The sequence below is a fragment of the Cesiribacter sp. SM1 genome, from assembly GCF_020178975.1.
GTDB lineage: Bacteria > Bacteroidota > Bacteroidia > Cytophagales > Cyclobacteriaceae > Cesiribacter.
The window spans coordinates 1-17,169 of record NZ_JAHXBU010000085.1 but is presented as its reverse complement, the minus strand read 5'-3'; the positions used below and the strand labels follow the sequence as shown (position 1 = coordinate 17,169).

The window sequence follows — 17,169 nt, the reverse complement described above, 5'->3', positions numbered from 1 at the left end:
AATAAACGAAGAGCTAAAATCCATTGGAGCTTTACTGTCAACACTGCCAGAGAAAAGCTATCGCGGCAATATCTAGCTGTCAATAAAGCTAATGCAATTTCTATGGATTAAATTGGAAGAGCACTAGTGCATTTATATTTAGCATTACCCACTGCATTTTTGCCATTCTTTACCAGTTTCTCTGAGCCACATTTCCTGCATGATTTTACCCCATCTACCATAGTCTCCCATTTTAGATTAGCTTACTGATGATTATACAAGCTAATCCTTCAATAGGTTACACTACCTTTTTATTTATTCCTTTTTCTAATTTTTCAGCTACAGCGATTTTAAACTGGTATCATTTTTTGCCCATACTTGGCTAAAGGGGTTGTATGTAATGAAAAAATAATATTTAAATAATATTCCAATAAATATCAATCTAGTTTTGCTGATAGCTTTTGGGCTTGGTGTGGGCACTACGTTGGCTGCGAAAAGGTATTGACTCCATAAGATGGCTATCAATTACCTGACTGGCCGAAGGGAAAAGTAGCGGAAACTCAATAGAGCCCATTAAAGGCTAGTGCTCACTAAGATAACAAACTTTATTTAAGGTGCCGGGTCTTCAGCTGGCTTTTATCAGCCATTAAGCTACCATTTATAAAAATATACATTGATAATGAGACGGGAAAAGGAAATACTTGTACTCCTGATTGGGTTACTGCTGGTCACATCTGTTTTATCAGCTCAGGATAGAACAAGTAACGAGTTTGGAAAAGGCATAAAAGTTATTGCGCAGGATTCTTCATTTTATTTACGCTTCGGTACACGTTTTCAAACGCTTTATAGCGGTGTTTATGACAGAGGTTCTTATGAGTACAATGACAGGCTGCTGGTTAGAAGAGCACGTCTGAAGTTTGATGGGTTTGCTTACTCACCTAAATTAAAATACAAGCTGGAACTAGGGCTGACGAACAGAGATATAGGTGGCACTCCCATGCCAGAAGCAAATAACACTGCAAATATTATTCTGGATGCCGTTTTAAAATATAGTTTCTATAACAACTGGAGCATCTGGTTTGGGCAGACAAAGCTTCCGGGTAATATAGAAAGAGTGATTTCCTCCTCTTCCCTTCAGTTTGTAGACCGAAGCAACCTGAATTCAGCCTATAACCTGGACAGAGATGTTGGTTTACAGCTCCATTACTCGGCACCCCGCTTTAGGTTTATCAGTTCCATCTCAAAGGGCGAAGGCAGAAACATAACCGCAAATAACGCTGGTGGATACGACTATACACAACGAATCGAGTGGTTGCCTTTTGGCTCTTTTACCAAAAAAGGCGATTACTACGGAGCCGATTTAAACCGGGAAAAAGATCTAAAATTATTACTGGGAGCTACTTACGACTATAATGATGGCGCTTCTAGAGAGAGCGGGCAGCTTGGTAAATTCCTCAGGGAGCAGGGAGACCTGAAAACATGGTTTGTCGACGCTCACGCTAAATACAATGGTTTTTCCACCATAATTGAATATGCTAACAAACAGGTAATTCGCACCCCTGTAGTAACAGGAGATGGTGATGTTCCTGCAGAGCCTTTTATGGTAGGTACAGGTCTTAATGCTCAGGCGGGCTACCTGTTCCACAATAATTTAGAAATCGCTGTAAGATATACTGATGTAAACCCTGAAAAAGAAACTCAGGCAAATAGAAATAAGGAGTACACAATAGGAATCTCTAAATACATTGTCGGACATTCTTTAAAGATTCAAAGTGATGTAAGTCTGGTTGAGGAAGGAGTTCTTCCTGAGCAGTATGTGTACAGATTTCAGGTTGAATTTTCTCTGTAAAAAAATACAACTCATAAAATGAATTTTAATCTGTTTCAACAAAAAAAGATTAAAGGCAAGCTTCTTCTTTCCTTTTGTATCGTTTTAGCACTATCCAGCTTTTTAGCTGGTTGGGGTTATTATTCTATCAATCGTGTGCTGGAAATCCGCCAGATAAAAGAGGACATGATGACCATCAATAAGACAGTTCTTAAAATGCGAAAAGCAGAGAAGGACTTTCTGATGCGTGAAACCAGTAACGTCGACTTCATGGCGTCACGAAAAAGTAAATATATTCAGGCAATTGATGCCTATACTTTAGCTCAGGATTCAATTATTAACGTGCTGCTAGCCAGTCGTTGGTCCGCTAACCTTGAAATAGAAAATGACCTGAAAGAGTTAAAGGAGTATTTGAATGCCTACCACGATACCTTTAATCAAATAGTAGAAGCGTACATTGAGCGGGGCTTTCAGGACTATGGAAACGAAGGAGCACTGCGTGCAGCTATTCACGAAATTGAAAATTCCGATAATAAGTTTAACGAGGTACGGATGCTTACTCTTAGAAGACATGAGAAAGACTTCTTTCTTCGTAAAGACCTGAAGTACGTAATTCTTTTTGATGAAGAAATAGCCCGTTTTAAGTCTGAACTGGGGGGTAGTATTGCTCAACAGGCACTGAAGAAGCAACTGGACATTTATGAGACAAAATTTCATGAAGTGGTAGCGGCAGAAAAGAATATAGGTTTTGATGAGAATAGCGGCCTGAGTGGTGAAATGAGAGCGAATATCCACAACATAGAACCCATGGTGGATAAGCTAACCGGGCTCATTGACGACCAGACTGAGCAAATTACTTTTACTACGACACTCACCTTTTTAGGCGTATTTCTGGTAGAGTTAATAATTGGAATTCTTTTGGCCCTCTGGTTCTCAAAACGATTAACAGAAAGTATTCTTTCTATACGGGGGGCAACCTTAAAACTTGCAGAGGGTATTATCCCTGAACACCTTGAAATAAGCAGTGAGGATGAGCTGGGTGATACCCAGAAGTCTGTAAACAAATTAATTAACAGCCTGAATGATAGTGTGATAGTTGCCAATCTTGTCTCAAAGGGTAACCTTTATAGTGCGCAGGATGAAGCAAAATCGCGGCTTAAGGAAGGTGAGCTTGATCGTGCCCTAAAAAATATGATCAGGAAGCTTTCTGAAACTGTTAAGCAAATAAATAAAGATGCCGATGATATTACGGTAGGTTCATCTGAAATCAGCAAGAGTTCTCAGGTGGTGGCACAGGGTTCAACTGAACAGGCAAGTGCACTGGAAGAGATTTCCTCTTCTGTAGAGCAAATGGTAAGCAATATTAACCAAAATGCTGAAAATGCCTCTTTGGCAGAGGGTATAGCGAAAGAAGCGGCAGGTAAAATGAGTACAGTAAAAGAAGCGACACAATCGACTTTTACATCTATTCGGGAGATTACTGAAAAAATTGAAGTTATAAATGAGATCTCAGACAAGACCAACCTGTTAGCGATCAATGCAGCTGTTGAGGCCGCAAGGGCCGGTGAGCATGGTAAAGGGTTTGCAGTTGTAGCGAACGAAGTGCGGAAGTTAGCGGAAAGGAGCAGGCAGTCTGCGGAAGGAATTATTATGCTGTCTAAGAAATGTATTCAGGAGGCACAAAACTCAAGCAAGTTGCTTGATGAGCTTGCTCCGGATGTTCAAAAATCTTTCAATCTGGTACGCGAAATTTCCTCCTCAAGTGCAGAGCAGCGTTCCGGAGCAGAGCAAATTAATGTAGCGCTGTCACAGCTTAACCAGGTAACACAGCAAAATGCATCTTCTTCGGAGGAACTTGCTTCGGCTTCCAATAATTTCAATAGCCAAGCAAAACACCTTAAAGAGCTTGTTTCATTCTTTAAGCTTAAAAAAGCTGAAGAAGGAAATGATCAGCGCAACCAGCTTATAGCACAAATAGAGCAGCTAAAAGCTATTCTCGGAGAAGAAGGCAGTATACGGATTCCAGTAAAGACCACAGCTGAAAGCCCTGAAAAGGTTCTTAAAAGCACTGAGGGCTTTTATGCCAGCCCTTACACTGCTAAGGCAGGGAGTAAAGGTAATTACTTTGCTGGTCCTGCCATTCTGCTGGATGACTATGATTCTCATGGGGAGCATGACATAAATTTCGGAAGCCAGTCTGAAGATAAGGGTACGGGAGAATCTAAAAATGAGCTTTAAACTGCGCCTACGATGATACAAAATAGTATGCACGTATTATTGTTCTCTTTACAGAAAGAGCTCTTTGGAATATCTGTAATGAACGTGTTACGTGTAATTAATCTAGAAAAGCTGATTAAAATTCCAAAAGCACCGGTGTATATAGCTGGTGTTACCAACTTTGAAGGGAATGTAATACCGGTAATCGATTTAGCCAGTAAAATTGAACTTGGCAAAACAGACTTGAGTGCGACAAGTAAAGTGGTGATTCTGGAAGTATATCATGGAGAGGATAGTATAGAGGTAGGGGTCTTGATAGATGAGGTGCTCGATGTTGTTCAGATAGAGGCAGTACGCTTACTTCCTCCTCCTCTGGAAAATATGGGGTTTAATACCAATACCTTAAGCGGGATATATAAAGTAGAGGAGCACTTCTACATGATTCTGAGTGCGGGTAAAATATTTGAAAAGGAACTGGTTTCCCTGGTCCATTGATAACGCCAATTGTTTAAAAATGAGTAAAAGAATAGTCGTTGCTGAAGATTTTAATGTTTCCCGTAAGGTCATCGTTAGCATTTTGAGCAAGTTAGGGCATACGGTACTGGAAGCATCAAACGGTTTAGAAGCTACTTCCTTCTTTAATGGAGGTGCAATAGATCTTCTTATAACTGACTACAATATGCCAGAGATGAATGGGGCGGAATTAATAAAGCAGGTTCGCGCAAGTGAAAAGTATGCCTACATTCCCATTTTACTATTGACAACAGAAGTCAATGAACAGAAAATTAAAATGGCGCTGGACGAGAATATTACAGCATGGATAAAAAAACCTTTTCAGGCCGATGAATTTTTGAAAATAGTTAGTAAAGCGCTTCGCTAGTCATGGACTTTCAACAGGAATATATCGAAGAAGTCAGTCAGATTATAAAGAATCTGGAGATGTCCCTCATGCGGCTGGAGGAAAATCCTGGCCATCCGGAGGAAATCGATAATGTGTACAGGTATTTACATACCCTGAAAGGCAGTGCCGGTATGTTTGACTTCCATCAGGTAGAAAGGCTTACCCATGAACTGGAGTATATCTATTCAGATATCCGCGAGGGAATACGCACACAGGATGACTTCATTTTAGATATTACCCTGCATGCTGTCGATGTGCTGTTGGATTTGATTGATGGCCGGAATGCTGATAGTGAGGTTGAAAAAATAGTGGAGACACTCCGTACCTTACGCGGGGAGGGGGTGCCGGAAAAGGTATCAGCTGCAGATGCAGGTAAACCTTCCTCTTCCAGCCGAAGTGCTTTCGTAATATTCCTGAAGCCGGAAAGTAATTTGTTTAAGCGTGGCATTAATCTGACTGCCATTTTAGATGATATAGAAGAGCTGGGCTCAATGGAGGTTATTATTCATAATGAAGAAATACCACTGGAAAAACAGCTGCAAATAAAGGAGCTTCATTCCTGGTTTGAAATAATACTTATTACCGCTCAGGGCATGAGCGGGATCCTGGATGTATTCATGTTCCTGAAGGACCAGGAATATGAAATACTTACTATTGAGGCGCAGGAAGACTTTGGATCTGAGCAGTACAGCAAGCACATTCAGCTGAGCGAAGCCAGCATTCAGAAAAGAATTGAAAAGCTCCTGGAATGGGACTCAGAGATATTTAACAACCAAACTCCGGAACCCACCGCTACAGGAGCGGAAGTTTTGCTCCTGAAGGTGGATGGGCCGCTGATAACGGAGGAAGAGTTCTGTGAAGAAGAGGTTCAGTCAGAACTGATACAAAAGTCTAAAAAGGCAAAAGGGCAGGTAAATGTATCAACCCCAAAACTGGATCAACTCATTGACATCGTAAGTGAACTGGTTACCTTTCGGTCGGAACTTCAGCATTTAATGGGTGAAAGTGAAAGCCCCCAGGTTATAGAAGCCATGGAGAAACTGGAGTTCCTGACCCTACGTCTCAGAGACTCTGCATTCAACATCCGGTTGGTGCCCTTAAACATCCTGCAGGTAAAGTTTCAGCGCCTGATACGGAGCGTTTCTAAAGAATTAGGGAAGGAAATAGAATTTATTACGGAAGGGCTAGGTACAGAATTAGATCGAAGTATCATAAGTGCGCTTGAAGCCCCACTAATGCACATTATCCGCAATGCGATCGATCATGGGATTGAATCGCCTGAGGAGCGTGTAAAGCGTAACAAACCGGCTAAAGGCTTGCTGAAGCTCTATTCTTATAACAGTGGCGACCATGTATTTATTCAAATCCAGGATGACGGAAATGGCATTGATTTCGAAAAAATTCGTGAGAAGGGAATTACTCAGGGCTTCCTCAACCAACAGCAGACATATTCAGAAAAGGAGTTGCTTAATGTTGTGATGGCTTCTGGATTTTCAACTGCCGATAAAGTATCTACCATCAGTGGTCGCGGAGTGGGGATGGATATTGTAAAGAAAGAAGTTAATGCGCTTCGCGGAGATATTGAAATTAGTACAGAAAAAGGGCTGGGAAGTATTATTACTCTCCGACTACCCCTTACCCTTACAATACTTGATACACTGGTCGTAAAGGTTGCGGATCAAAAGTATTTAATCCCGATTAATGAAATAGAGTATTGCTTTACGGAGCAGCATACACAGCTCTTTAGTAAAAAGAGCAGGCAGATTACGTACGAGAACCAATCAATTCCGTTTTTCTCTCTGCGCGAATATTTTGGCAAAGAAGGTTATCCCACACAGGAAACAGTTATTGTAGTCAATAAGAATGATGCCAGAGTGGCAATCGTGGTGGATAGTATTCTGGGTCAGTACCAGACTGTGTACAAACCGTTAAACGAACTGCTACAGTCGGTCGACTGCTTTTCTGGCGCCTCCATTCTGGGTGATGGAAGTACTGCACTGATATTGAATGTACTAAAACTGAAAAGCGAGAGTTACGCTTAATTTTTCTATGACAGATGAGTAAAAACAGGCGTGGTTTCTTTGCACACAAGCCTTTTGCAAAGCAACTTAATGGAAGCCGGGCTTAATATTGACAGGACTGCCTCCGCCTAGTCTGTCATATCCGGAAAGCAATCTTTTAAAGATTCAAAAATGAAAGAAGCAGAATTTAGATTCAGTAATGAATCAGGCGCAAATAATGAGGTTTCGATAAAAGGACTCACGGATGAACACTTTTTTCAAATTGCATGCTATCTCCGGAAGAAGTATGGCTTAAGGGTGCCATTGGAAAAGAAAACAATGCTGGAATCAAGGTTATTGCGGCGGTTGCGTGCCTTAAACCTGTCTTCATTTTCTGCATATATTAAGTATGTATTTGAAAATGGGAAGAATGATGAATACATCCACTTTATCGATTTGGTAACTACTCATAAAACAAGTTTCTTTCGCGAAGACTATCAGTTTGAATTTCTGAAGAAAATATTGCCCGCCTACTGCCAGAGCCAATCAGGCGACCACAGGATTAATGTCTGGAGTGCGGGATGTTCTACAGGGGAAGAGGTGTATACACTTGGCATTGTACTGAATGAATTCAGGAAGCACTTGTCTTCTTTAGATTATAAAATAGTGGGAACGGATATTTCCATGCCTTCCCTTCAAAAGGCTGCCTCAGGTGTATATTCAGGCTATGAGTTACAGGATTTGCCCAATGAGCTGCGTGAGAAATATTTCAAACCGAATGCCGGACAGTCTAATGGCGAAATGGTTTTTAATGATAGAGAGGTTTGTTCCAGAATAAGACTGGGAGTATTAAACCTGAATAATACTACTTACAAGCTTAGTGATTCCTTCGATTTTATATTCTGCAGAAATGTCACCATTTATTTTGATGTGGAAACCCAGCGGAAGGTTTTGAGCAAACTAACTGATAAGTTGAAACAAGGGGGTTACCTGTTTTTAGGGCATTCCGAGACTGCCATTGGCTCGGTTCTGCCAGTTAAAAGTATTCAGCCAACCATTTACCAAAAGCTGAGCTAATGAATCAGATTAAGGTTTTGATTATTGATGACTCGGCTTTAGTTCGTCAAACACTTAAAGCAATTCTGGAAAGTGATCCCGAGATTCGGGTATTAGGTACAGCGGGCGATCCTTACATAGCTGTACAAAAAATTCATAAAGAAAAGCCGGATGTAATTACGTTAGACATAGAAATGCCAAAAATGGATGGGTTAACTTTTTTGCAGAAGTTGATGCGGCAAGCCCCCATGCCAGTAGTGGTTATCTCCAATCAAACTGTAAACGGCGCCAGAATAGGTTTACAGGCATTGGAAGCAGGTGCAGTGGATGTAATAACAAAGCCAAAGCTTGGGACAGATATTCATTCTGAAGAGTCTAGAATTAATTTAATTGATAAAGTAAAGTCAGCCTTTATTGCCGGGAAGAAGTGGACTGCTAAAGAGACTTCAGGAATAGGAAGTACTGCAGGGCATTCCTCAGCTGGTCAGCCTGCTTTAGTTAAAAAGTGCTCATTATCGCACGATACGGTTATTGCTATTGGAGCCTCTACCGGGGGTACTGAAGCAATAAAAACTTTTCTCACCACTCTTCCTCCATCTATGCCTCCAATTTTAATCGTTCAGCATATGCCGGAAAAATTCACTGCCAGCTTTGCAAAAAGGTTAAATGAGAGCTGCTCTTTAACTGTAAAGGAAGCTCAAAACAACGAAACAGTTCATGCTAACACCGTCTATATTGCCCCTGGTGATCATCATATGAGGATTCTCAGGAAAGGGGCACAAAAAGTAATTCAAATAACAAAAGGGGAATTAGTGAGCCGGCACAGGCCATCAGTAAATGTTTTGTTCAATTCAGTGGCTGAGTGCGTGGGGAAAAATGCTATTGGAATTATTATGACTGGCATGGGAGATGACGGTGCCTCTGAAATGGTGAGTATGCATAAAAAAGGAGCATACACCATTGCGCAGGATGAGGAGTCTTCGGTTGTATTTGGAATGCCCCATAAAGCGATATTAAAAGGAGGTGTAACATCGGTTCTATCTCTCAATGCTATCGCCTATGCAGTATGTCGGATTTTAGATAAGGATATTAGGGAAGGGTAATGCCGGAATTATATAGTCTCTGGTTGAAGTTGTGTTGCTTAAGAGGAGTGTAAACAGAAATGTAGCAACCTCCTTTTGGACTTGCAACAAAAAAGTGGACAAAAGATTAAGCGGCTAAGGATTTAGTGTCTAACAGTTCTTCCATTTGTTCGGTAGTGTCTTAGGAACTGTGTAAATGAAGGTTTGGGATGAAAAATCTCGGACCTTTTTTATTAACTTTTATAACAGTTCCAAAGCTATGATTTCGAAAGAAGACTTTTTGAATGCAGAGTTTTTGCGGTCCGCCGCTGCGGAAACAGTTCAAGGACTCTGGTGAATTTGCCTCTTTTATGGAAGAGCTTTATGTCAGGGGTACCGAAAAGATGCTGGAGGGTGAGCTGGATCGCAGCGGCGAACCGTTCACACCTGGGCTACGGTAAGTATTCCCCTGCGGGTAAGAATACAGGCAACTCCCGCAATGGTGTCACCAGCAAAAAGCTCAAGAGCAAGTATGGAGAAGTGGAGATAGAAGTACCCAGAGACAGAGCAGGTACTTTTTAGCCAGTAGTGGTGCCAAAGCGCAGCAGCCTTGCCCAGGGCATAGAAGAACTGGTGATCTCCCTGTACGCCAAAGGCATGAGTACTAGAGATATAGAAGAGCAACTCAAAGAGATTTATAATTTTAACCTCTCTGAATCAGCCATTTCCACCATTACTGCCAAGGTGAGTGAAGATATTCTGGAATGGCAACATAAACCTCTGGATTCCCTCTATTTCATCTTATGGATGGACGGCATTGTCTTCAAAGTCCGCCATAATGGGAAGGTCATCAACAAGACCATCTATCTGGCAGTAGGTCTGAATAGAGAAGGAAAGAAAGAGCTCTTGGGCATGTGGCTCTCTGAATCTGAAAGCGCAGCCTTCTGGGTAGGTGTACTCACCGATATCAGGGCTAGAGGCGTAGAAGACATCTTGATCACCTGTACCGACAACCTTACTGGCTTTACCCAGGGAATCAAAAGTGTTTTTCAGAAGGCTGCCACTCAAATATGTGTAGTACATCAAATCAGAAATAGCTGCCGCTATGTAGTCTGGAAAGATAAGAAAGCTTTTACTGCTGATCTGAAAAGAGTTTACAATGCACCTACAAAAGAAATGGCTGCAGCAGAACTCGACAGGCTTGAAGAAATCTGGGGCAGTAAGTATCCTTATGCCATAAAATCCTGGAGAGCTAATCGCTCCGGCGACCCGGTGGGAAGAACTCACCGTTTTCTTTGACTTTCCCCTGGAGATCAGAAAGATCATCTACACGACCAACCTGATTGAAAATCTAAATGGCAAAATCAGAAAGTACACAAAATCAAAATCCTCATTTCCAGATGATAATGCGGTGAAGAAAGCGGTCTTTCTGGCTCTTCGGGAGATCACTAAAAAATGGACCCAGCCTATTCAAAACTGGGCCATTATCCTTAACCAGTTTTCCAGCCTCTTTGAAGAGCGCTGCAGGCTTTAACCAATCTGGAAATTTCATTATCTTGAAAACGCACGCCCGAAGAGAAAACAGGCTCTGCTGGGGAGCAACCTGTCAGCAATAGTGCGTGCCAAGTGGAATGGAACCAGACCTGCCTACCAGGACTGGTTCTTCATAAATCATTCTGCTTGCCTCATGGCTTAAAAAACCCAAACATCGTCTCGTTGAATCTTCATTTACACAGATTTCAGGACACTGTCATTTGTTCAGGTGTACGATAGCCCAGACTGGAGTGCAACCTGATTCTGTTGTAGAAAACTTCGATGTATTCAAAGATTTCCATAGCAGCTCTTCTCTGATCTTGGTATCTGTTACCGTATACGCATTCTGTTTTCAGGGTCTTGAAAAAGCTTTCTGCTACAGCATTATCCCAGCAGTTGGCTTTGCGACTCATGCTCTGGCGAATCAAGGGGTAAGCCTTCAGTTCTTTCCTGAACTCATCACAAGCATACTGCACGCCTCTATCCGAATGAAAGATCAGTTCTTGAGTAACAGGCCTATTCTTAATAGCCATTTTTAATGCAGCTACTGTAGTATGCTTTACTTTCATCGTTTCACTCAAGGCCCAGCCAATTACTTTTCTGTCAGCCAGATCCAGTACCACCGTTAAATAAAGCCAGCCCGTTAAGGTTCTGATATAGGTAATATCTGACACCCATGCCTGGCCAGTAGTTACAGCTGTAAAGTTGCGATTCAAAAGGTTCTCACTTACAGCAAAGCTGTGTTTTGAATCTGTGGTCACCCTGAATCTTCTTACCATCTTGGCCCTGATGTTGGCCTGCTTCATTAAGCGAGCTACTCTGGGTCTGGAAACTTCTACGTCTTTAGCCTTCAGCGCTTTGAAGATTCTGGGACTGCCGTAGCACCGCTTACTCTTTTTGTGCTCCTCTTTGATCAAAGCAAGTAGCTTTTCATTCTCCTGTGCTCTTTGTGATAGGGCTCCTTTTAGGGAATCATAGTAGCCACTTCTGCTAACTTTGAATACTTTACACATCATCTCAACTGGAAATCTGCAGCTATAGGTACTTATAAACCTGTAGATTTCCCGTCTCCCCTGGAGAAGATGCTTATGGCCTTTTTTAGGATATCGCGCTCCATTTCCACATCCCGGAGCTGTTTCTTTAGCTTGGCGATCTCTGCCTCCTCTGGGGTATGCCTGGGCTTACCATGGCCTGTAAAACTGGCCTCAGGCTTCTCTAAATGCTCAGAGCGCCAGCGGTAAATAAGCTCAGGGCGAATGCCTAGCTCTTTGGCCAGTTCATTAATATTTTCCCTGGTCTTGCTGAGCTCTACGGCCATCAACTTGAATTCTTTGTCGAATTGTCTTCTCTCTCTTGACATCGCGTTAAGTTATTTAATTTTCGCTTAACTCTCTGTCCTCTCAAATGTAGCAGCTCCAAAGGGTGGTACTTTAAAGCTAACGCAAGGTCCCCTTGCTTTTATCCTCTACTCCCTCAATTCCACAGCATTACATCTGATACACTACCTATGAGATAGCTTTTAGTATCATCGTCATCAACAAGCAGGATGTATCTGACTTTCTTCATTATCCTCAGGATATTTCTTTGTTAATTAAGAGGTGTGGCTCTATAAAGTAAACCTGGAACGTGGATACTTCATTAAGTTTACTCTGTACTTCAATCTTTCCTCCCGCATTCTCTATCATCTTCTTCACGATGTATAAACCTATGCCAGAGCCTTCCATATGATCATGCAGTCGCTTGAACATTGCAAAAATTTTATTTTTATGTGCTAGTTAATCAGCAGGTATTGGAATTTAGAGAAGTATTGAACGGTATTGCTCTCTGTTTCAATAATCTATTCATTTGAAACAGCTCTATGTTTTGTTTAAATTTATTCTCAAAAAAATTTGCTAAATTTGAACAGTAAATGTCGTCTAGAGTACTGTTTATGGATGTTTTAAAAAGGTTTAATGTGAAAGTTTTTGGTGAGGGGGAGCAGTATATGCTGTTTGCGCATGGATTCGGATGTGATCAGCACATGTGGCGCTACATGACACCTGCCTTTGAAAAACAATTCAAAATATTGCTGTTTGACTATTTAGGTCATGGTAAATCTGATAGCACAGCCTATCAACCGGAGAGGTATAGTTCGTTGCAAGGCTATGCAGATGATGTGATTAGTATATGCAAAGCACTTTCTATTCACGATGCTATTTTTGTAGGGCACTCTGTAAGTGCCATGATTGGAGCTTTGGCGGCTAACAAGCAACCAGAAGTTTTTGATAAGTTGATCATGATAGGTCCTTCTCCATGCTACATAAATGAACATGAATATCATGGAGGATTTTCAAGGGAAGATATTGAATCCCTGCTAAACTCTCTGGAAAGCAATTATTTGGGATGGTCTAGCGCTATGGCACCCGTAATTATGGGTAATCCAGATCGGCCGCAGCTTGGAGAAGAGCTGGAAAATAGCTTTTGTAGAACAAACCCGGAGATTGCCAGGCAGTTTGCTCAGGTTACATTTTTGTCGGACAATAGAGTAGATCTCGCAAAACTTAATGTTCCTACGTTGGTTATTCAATGTTCCGAGGATGTTATTGCTCCACTGGAAGTGGGTCAGTATGTGGCTAATCAGGTGCAGAATAGTACGCTTTCAATTCTTGAGGCCACCGGGCACTGTCCCCATCTAAGCGAACCCGATGAGACTATAGCGGCTATCAAAGATTTTTTAATTGTTGAGGGTGAACCGGTTGGATAGTGAAAAATATGTTGCTGCTTCGTTAATCGATGAGAGGGCGGAAGATCTCTATGAAAATGCCCCTTGCGGCTATCTTTCAACATTACCCAACGGACTTATCATAAAAATCAATAGTACGCTGCTATCATGGCTTGGCTATGATCGCGAAGAAGTGCTATTTAAAAAAAGGCTGCAGGATTTTTTTGTTATAGGAGGCAGGATGTTTTATGAAACACACCATGCCCCTTTACTTAAAATGCAGGGTCGAGTAAATGAGCTGAATTATGACCTTTTGCTAAAGGCAGGTGGTGTACTACCTGTGCTATTAAATAGTATACAGTTAAAAGATGATGCAGGGGTGCCTCAGCTTAACCGGGTTACAGTTTTCAATATTATAGACAGAAAGAAGTACGAACTGGAGCTGCTACAAGCTAAGAAAAAGGCAGAAGAGGCCGCAAAGGCCAAAGCAACGTTTCTCTCCACAGTAAGTCATGAGTTTCGTACGCCACTGAATGCCATTATTGGTATTGCCAGTCTTCTAGATAAAACAGATCTTACTGCACAGCAAGCCAAGTACCTTGATGTGTTGAAGTTTTCATCTGAAAACCTACTAAATCTAATCAATGATATTCTTGATTTTAGTAAAGTAGAAGCAGGTAAAATTGTATTGGAGGAAAAGTATTTTCACATCAGGCACCTGCTGAATAGCATCCTCTATAGCCAGCAATACAAAGCGCAGGAAAAAGGGATCACCTTGACCTTACAACTTGATGATGCGCTTCCCGAATATATGTATGGTGATTCAGTTAAAATAGGTCAGGTACTTACTAATCTGCTCAGTAATGCTATAAAATTCACAGAGAATGGTTTAGTAAGTCTTCAGTTACAGCTACTGGAGCAGGAAGAAGTTACCTGTAAACTTTTATTTAAGGTGATCGATACGGGTATAGGCATTCCGGAGGATCAGCAGGCGAAAATCTTTGAGGAATTTACCCAGGCTAGTCCGGAAATCAACCCTGTCTATGGGGGCACCGGCTTAGGGTTAGCCATTTCCCAAAGATTGTTGAGTTTGTTTGGGAGTAGAATTTATGTAAGCAGCCAGTCAGGTGTAGGCTCAGAATTCTTTTTTGTCATTGAGTTGCCTGTGGGGCAGGCGGAGGTTACTCAAGAACATAAAGCAATAGGGTCCGAGCCTACAGCACTTAAGCCTCTAAAAGGGGTTCGGCTACTGCTGGCAGAAGACAATGAAATTAATGTTTTTGTAGTAAGCGAATACTTGAGGCAATGGGGAGTGTATTTTGATGTGGCTTCTAATGGTGCTCAGGCCGTTGAATTAGCTCGGCAAAACACCTATGATATAGTGTTGATGGATCTTCAAATGCCTGTTATGGATGGTTATGAGGCTACTCGTGCTATTCGGTCTATGGAGCATGAGCAGTACAAGCGGTTACCAATCATTGCCTTCACGGCTTCAGCAAGGTTTGACTACAAAGATAAAATTGTTGCTGCAGAGATCACCAGTCTGCTTACCAAGCCTTTTCGAGTAGAAGAACTTTACGCTACCATTGCCAAGAGTGTGTCATTGGATAGTCTTGAACAAGATGAAGAATGTGATGCTAAAGCACCTTATTTACATCTTGAGGAGAGGGAAATACATAGCGGTAAAGCTCCGATTTCTATACAAGAATATATTAAAGTAACCCGGAATAACAGGGATTCTTTGAATCGGTTACTGTTACTAACGATTAAGCATTTTGAACAATATAAGGTTGATTTTGCTAAAGCCCTGTTGAATAGAGATGCTAAAGGAATGGGAGATCTAGCCCATAAAATAAAAGTGACGCTTCAGACATTAGAAGCTGTTAAGCTTCAACGAGTTATTGCTAGCGGAAGGTCTTGTCTGGCAACTGCAGATAAAGCATTGCTCCTGCAAATAAATAACGAGCTACAAGAAGCTTTTGACTGTGTTGTTGTTGAGCTTAAAAAGCATCTTGACGTGTAGATGCTTTTATAATTCTGAAATCAAAGCTTGTGCTGGATTACAGTGGACCCTTCGCTTAGGACAGCATTGGGTTAGTTTTAAGTTGAATTAAGCAGCCATATTATAGATGCTTTCAGGGGTCTTATAGTCTAAAGACTGGTGCAGCCTCTCCTGATTGTAGAATAAGAAATACTGTTTCAGTCCCTGATATAGCTCATGGCAGGATTCAGGCCACTGCAGGTAAAGATATTCGTATTTTACACTTCTCCACAGCCTTTCTACAAAGATGTTATCAATGGCCCTGCCTTTACCATTCATGCTTATGAGGATGTTGTGCTGCTTTAGAATATCTGTAAAAGCTTCACTGGTAAATTGACTTCCCTGGTCAGGTAGTGTAACCTCTTGAAGGATTTTCTTGTTAATTCATCAATAAGATAATCTAAAATGAGAGACTATGGTAGAGGGGGTAAAATCATGCAGGAAATGTGGATCGGAGAAGCTGGTAAAGAATGGCAAAAATGCAGTGGGAAATGCAAAGTACAAATGCAATAGCTGTGGGTTTAGTGGGGTTATTGAAAGCAAACACTATGATGATGAGCTAAAGGAGCAGGTAGTGAAGGCATCCCTTGAGAGAAGCTCTTCCAGAGGCCTTGCCAGAACATATGGCATCAGCCATCAGACGGCGTTAAGGTGGATTAAAAAAAAGCCCAGGCGTTGATTTTCACCCAAAGTCTTACTGCCTCTAAAAGTGATGATATACTCGAATTAGACGAGCTATGGCGGCCGCCGCTGCGGAGCTTTATAAGGGGTAAATGGCGGCAGAAATGGCTCTGGCCGCAGCGGCGGACCGTTAGCCTTGAACAGGAGAACCAGACAAATAGTAGCCTTTTTTATCGGAGACCGCAGCAAAGCAAGCTGCCAAGAGCTCTGGAAAAGTATTCCACAGGACTATCAGCATTGCTATAGCTACTCTGATTTTCTGGAAGCTTACCAGCAGGTCTTTGGCAGTAAAAAGCATACCAGCGTAGGAAAAGATAGCGGAGAGACTAATCATGTAGAGCGGTTTAATTGCACCATCCGACAAAGAGTCTGCAGGTACGTGAGAAAAACGCTCTCTTTCTCAAAGTCGGATACTATGCACTTCCTCTATACAAAACTGTTCATTTTCTACTATAACGAATCAGTCAAAATGTGACACTACCCCCTGGTCAGTATTGAAGATGACTGGATCTCCTGTTTGTAACGCCTCCTGGAGAACCCTACAGCAAAAATCTGTATCCATACTGTTCGACAGGCCCCAACTAATTACTTTTCGGCTATAGAGATCTACAACAGCCATCAGGTACATGAATCCAGTAGGCATGGGGATGTAGGTAAGATCTGTCGCCCACACTTGGTTCACCTGACCAATTTTCAGATTCCTAAGCAGGTAAGGGTAAATCTTGTGGCCCTCCCTAGGCTTGCTAGTATTAGGCTTTGGTCCTATAGCCTGTATGCCCATGAACTGGTAGAGCCTTTGAATGCGCTTGCGATTTACTTCATAACCCCGAAGCTTTAGTTCTTTGGTCATCTTACGGCTACCATAGAATGGATATTTCAGGTACAGCTTATCAAGCTCTTCCATGAGCCGTAGATTCTCTTCATCTGCTTTTGCAGGCTGGTAATAGAATACGGATCTGGACAGGCCCACAAGCTCACATTGCCTGCTAATACTAACAGGATGATCTGTCTCAATCATGGTCCTTTTCTCCTCTACAGGCTTTACTAGTGCTCTTCCAAAATAATTAATAGAACTAAAGTAGTAGCTTTTTCATTTCCAATAAAAAGGAGGTAAGATGGGTAAGCTATTAAAGAAGCTAGAGATAAACAGAGAGGATGAGTTAGTATTACA

The 17,169-nt window shown here is 41.7% G+C and carries 15 protein-coding genes and 2 pseudogenes; 13 read left to right on the top strand and 4 right to left on the bottom strand.

Annotated elements, in window-relative coordinates; genetic code table 11:
* Positions 1-658: 658 nt before the first annotated feature.
* The 9 genes and pseudogenes from KWJ01_RS13725 (at position 659) to KWJ01_RS28015 (ending at position 10,576) form a co-directional block, all read left to right on the top strand.
* Positions 659-1,828, top strand: a complete 1,170-nt coding sequence (locus tag KWJ01_RS13725; protein WP_224997077.1) for a porin — start codon at positions 659-661, stop codon at positions 1,826-1,828.
* An 18-nt stretch (positions 1,829-1,846) separates the two neighbouring features.
* Positions 1,847-4,045 (top strand): methyl-accepting chemotaxis protein, encoded by a 2,199-nt coding sequence (locus KWJ01_RS13720; protein WP_224997075.1) that lies wholly within the window; start codon positions 1,847-1,849, stop codon positions 4,043-4,045.
* Between the two features lie 12 nt (positions 4,046-4,057).
* Positions 4,058-4,519, top strand: coding sequence for a chemotaxis protein CheW (locus tag KWJ01_RS13715; protein ID WP_370634719.1), 462 nt, complete (start codon positions 4,058-4,060; stop codon positions 4,517-4,519).
* 19 nt (positions 4,520-4,538) lie between these two features.
* Positions 4,539-4,904 (top strand): response regulator, encoded by a 366-nt coding sequence (locus KWJ01_RS13710; protein WP_224997073.1) that lies wholly within the window; start codon positions 4,539-4,541, stop codon positions 4,902-4,904.
* Positions 4,905-4,906: 2 nt separating this feature from the next.
* The gene (locus tag KWJ01_RS13705; protein WP_224997071.1) at positions 4,907-6,967 is read left to right on the top strand and encodes a chemotaxis protein CheA; all 2,061 of its coding nucleotides are present in this window, start codon (positions 4,907-4,909) and stop codon (positions 6,965-6,967) included.
* 150 nt (positions 6,968-7,117) lie between these two features.
* On the top strand, positions 7,118-8,002 hold the full coding sequence (locus KWJ01_RS13700; protein ID WP_224997069.1) for a protein-glutamate O-methyltransferase CheR: 885 nt from the start codon (positions 7,118-7,120) through the stop codon (positions 8,000-8,002).
* Entirely contained in the window at positions 8,002-9,084 is a 1,083-nt protein-coding gene (locus tag KWJ01_RS13695; RefSeq protein ID WP_224997068.1) for a chemotaxis response regulator protein-glutamate methylesterase, read from the top strand. Before KWJ01_RS13700 ends, KWJ01_RS13695 begins: the two co-directional genes overlap by 1 nt.
* A 342-nt stretch (positions 9,085-9,426) precedes the next feature.
* A pseudogene (locus KWJ01_RS13690) lies at positions 9,427-10,341 on the top strand (IS256 family transposase).
* Positions 10,298-10,576: a transposase gene (locus KWJ01_RS28015; protein WP_370634721.1), complete on the top strand. Its 279-nt coding sequence runs from the start codon at positions 10,298-10,300 to the stop codon at positions 10,574-10,576. The pseudogene KWJ01_RS13690 and the gene KWJ01_RS28015 overlap by 44 nt, the downstream one beginning before the upstream one ends.
* Before the next feature lie 205 nt (positions 10,577-10,781).
* Here KWJ01_RS28015 and KWJ01_RS13685 read toward each other — a convergent pair.
* A protein-coding gene (locus KWJ01_RS13685; protein WP_224997066.1) for an IS3 family transposase occupies positions 10,782-11,935 on the bottom strand; the annotation gives its coding sequence in 2 pieces (ribosomal slippage) (positions 10,782-11,677 and positions 11,677-11,935; 1,155 coding nt in all).
* A 211-nt stretch (positions 11,936-12,146) separates the two neighbouring features.
* Complete coding sequence (locus KWJ01_RS13680; protein WP_370634720.1) at positions 12,147-12,332, bottom strand: ATP-binding protein; 186 nt, start codon at positions 12,330-12,332, stop codon at positions 12,147-12,149.
* 173 nt (positions 12,333-12,505) lie between these two features.
* Here KWJ01_RS13680 and KWJ01_RS13675 point away from each other — a divergent pair, with 173 nt between their 5' ends.
* Both KWJ01_RS13675 and KWJ01_RS13670 read left to right on the top strand, forming a co-directional pair.
* A complete protein-coding gene (locus KWJ01_RS13675; protein WP_304502772.1) occupies positions 12,506-13,318 on the top strand; it encodes an alpha/beta fold hydrolase in 813 nt (270 codons plus the stop codon).
* On the top strand, positions 13,302-15,299 hold the full coding sequence (locus KWJ01_RS13670; protein WP_224997064.1) for a PAS domain-containing hybrid sensor histidine kinase/response regulator: 1,998 nt from the start codon (positions 13,302-13,304) through the stop codon (positions 15,297-15,299). The genes KWJ01_RS13675 and KWJ01_RS13670 overlap by 17 nt, the downstream gene beginning before the upstream one ends.
* 87 nt (positions 15,300-15,386) lie before the next feature.
* Here the strand turns inward: KWJ01_RS13670 and KWJ01_RS13665 are convergent.
* A pseudogene (locus KWJ01_RS13665) lies at positions 15,387-15,680 on the bottom strand (transposase); the annotation flags it as partial.
* A 52-nt stretch (positions 15,681-15,732) separates the two neighbouring features.
* Here KWJ01_RS13665 and KWJ01_RS13660 point away from each other — a divergent pair.
* Positions 15,733-15,996: a hypothetical protein gene (locus KWJ01_RS13660; protein ID WP_224997063.1), complete on the top strand. Its 264-nt coding sequence runs from the start codon at positions 15,733-15,735 to the stop codon at positions 15,994-15,996.
* Between the two features lie 138 nt (positions 15,997-16,134).
* Positions 16,135-16,473 carry an IS1 family transposase gene (locus KWJ01_RS28330; protein ID WP_224997062.1) on the top strand — a complete coding sequence of 113 codons (339 nt, stop codon included), beginning with the start codon at positions 16,135-16,137 and terminating at the stop codon, positions 16,471-16,473.
* Here the strand turns inward: KWJ01_RS28330 and KWJ01_RS13650 are convergent.
* The gene (locus KWJ01_RS13650) at positions 16,459-17,067 is read right to left on the bottom strand and encodes an IS3 family transposase (RefSeq protein WP_224997078.1); all 609 of its coding nucleotides are present in this window, start codon (positions 17,065-17,067) and stop codon (positions 16,459-16,461) included. The genes KWJ01_RS28330 and KWJ01_RS13650 overlap by 15 nt on opposite strands.
* Positions 17,068-17,169 lie beyond the last annotated feature (102 nt).

Coding starts and splice junctions, on each gene's coding strand:
- KWJ01_RS13715 (WP_370634719.1), top strand. CDS start 4,058: ATGATACAAAATAGTATGCACGTATTATTGTTCTCTTTACAGAAAGAG.
- KWJ01_RS13705 (WP_224997071.1), top strand. CDS start 4,907: ATGGACTTTCAACAGGAATATATCGAAGAAGTCAGTCAGATTATAAAG.
- KWJ01_RS13720 (WP_224997075.1), top strand. CDS start 1,847: ATGAATTTTAATCTGTTTCAACAAAAAAAGATTAAAGGCAAGCTTCTT.
- KWJ01_RS13695 (WP_224997068.1), top strand. CDS start 8,002: ATGAATCAGATTAAGGTTTTGATTATTGATGACTCGGCTTTAGTTCGT.
- KWJ01_RS13700 (WP_224997069.1), top strand. CDS start 7,118: ATGAAAGAAGCAGAATTTAGATTCAGTAATGAATCAGGCGCAAATAAT.
- KWJ01_RS13675 (WP_304502772.1), top strand. CDS start 12,506: ATGGATGTTTTAAAAAGGTTTAATGTGAAAGTTTTTGGTGAGGGGGAG.
- KWJ01_RS13710 (WP_224997073.1), top strand. CDS start 4,539: ATGAGTAAAAGAATAGTCGTTGCTGAAGATTTTAATGTTTCCCGTAAG.
- KWJ01_RS13660 (WP_224997063.1), top strand. CDS start 15,733: ATGGTAGAGGGGGTAAAATCATGCAGGAAATGTGGATCGGAGAAGCTG.
- KWJ01_RS13725 (WP_224997077.1), top strand. CDS start 659: ATGAGACGGGAAAAGGAAATACTTGTACTCCTGATTGGGTTACTGCTG.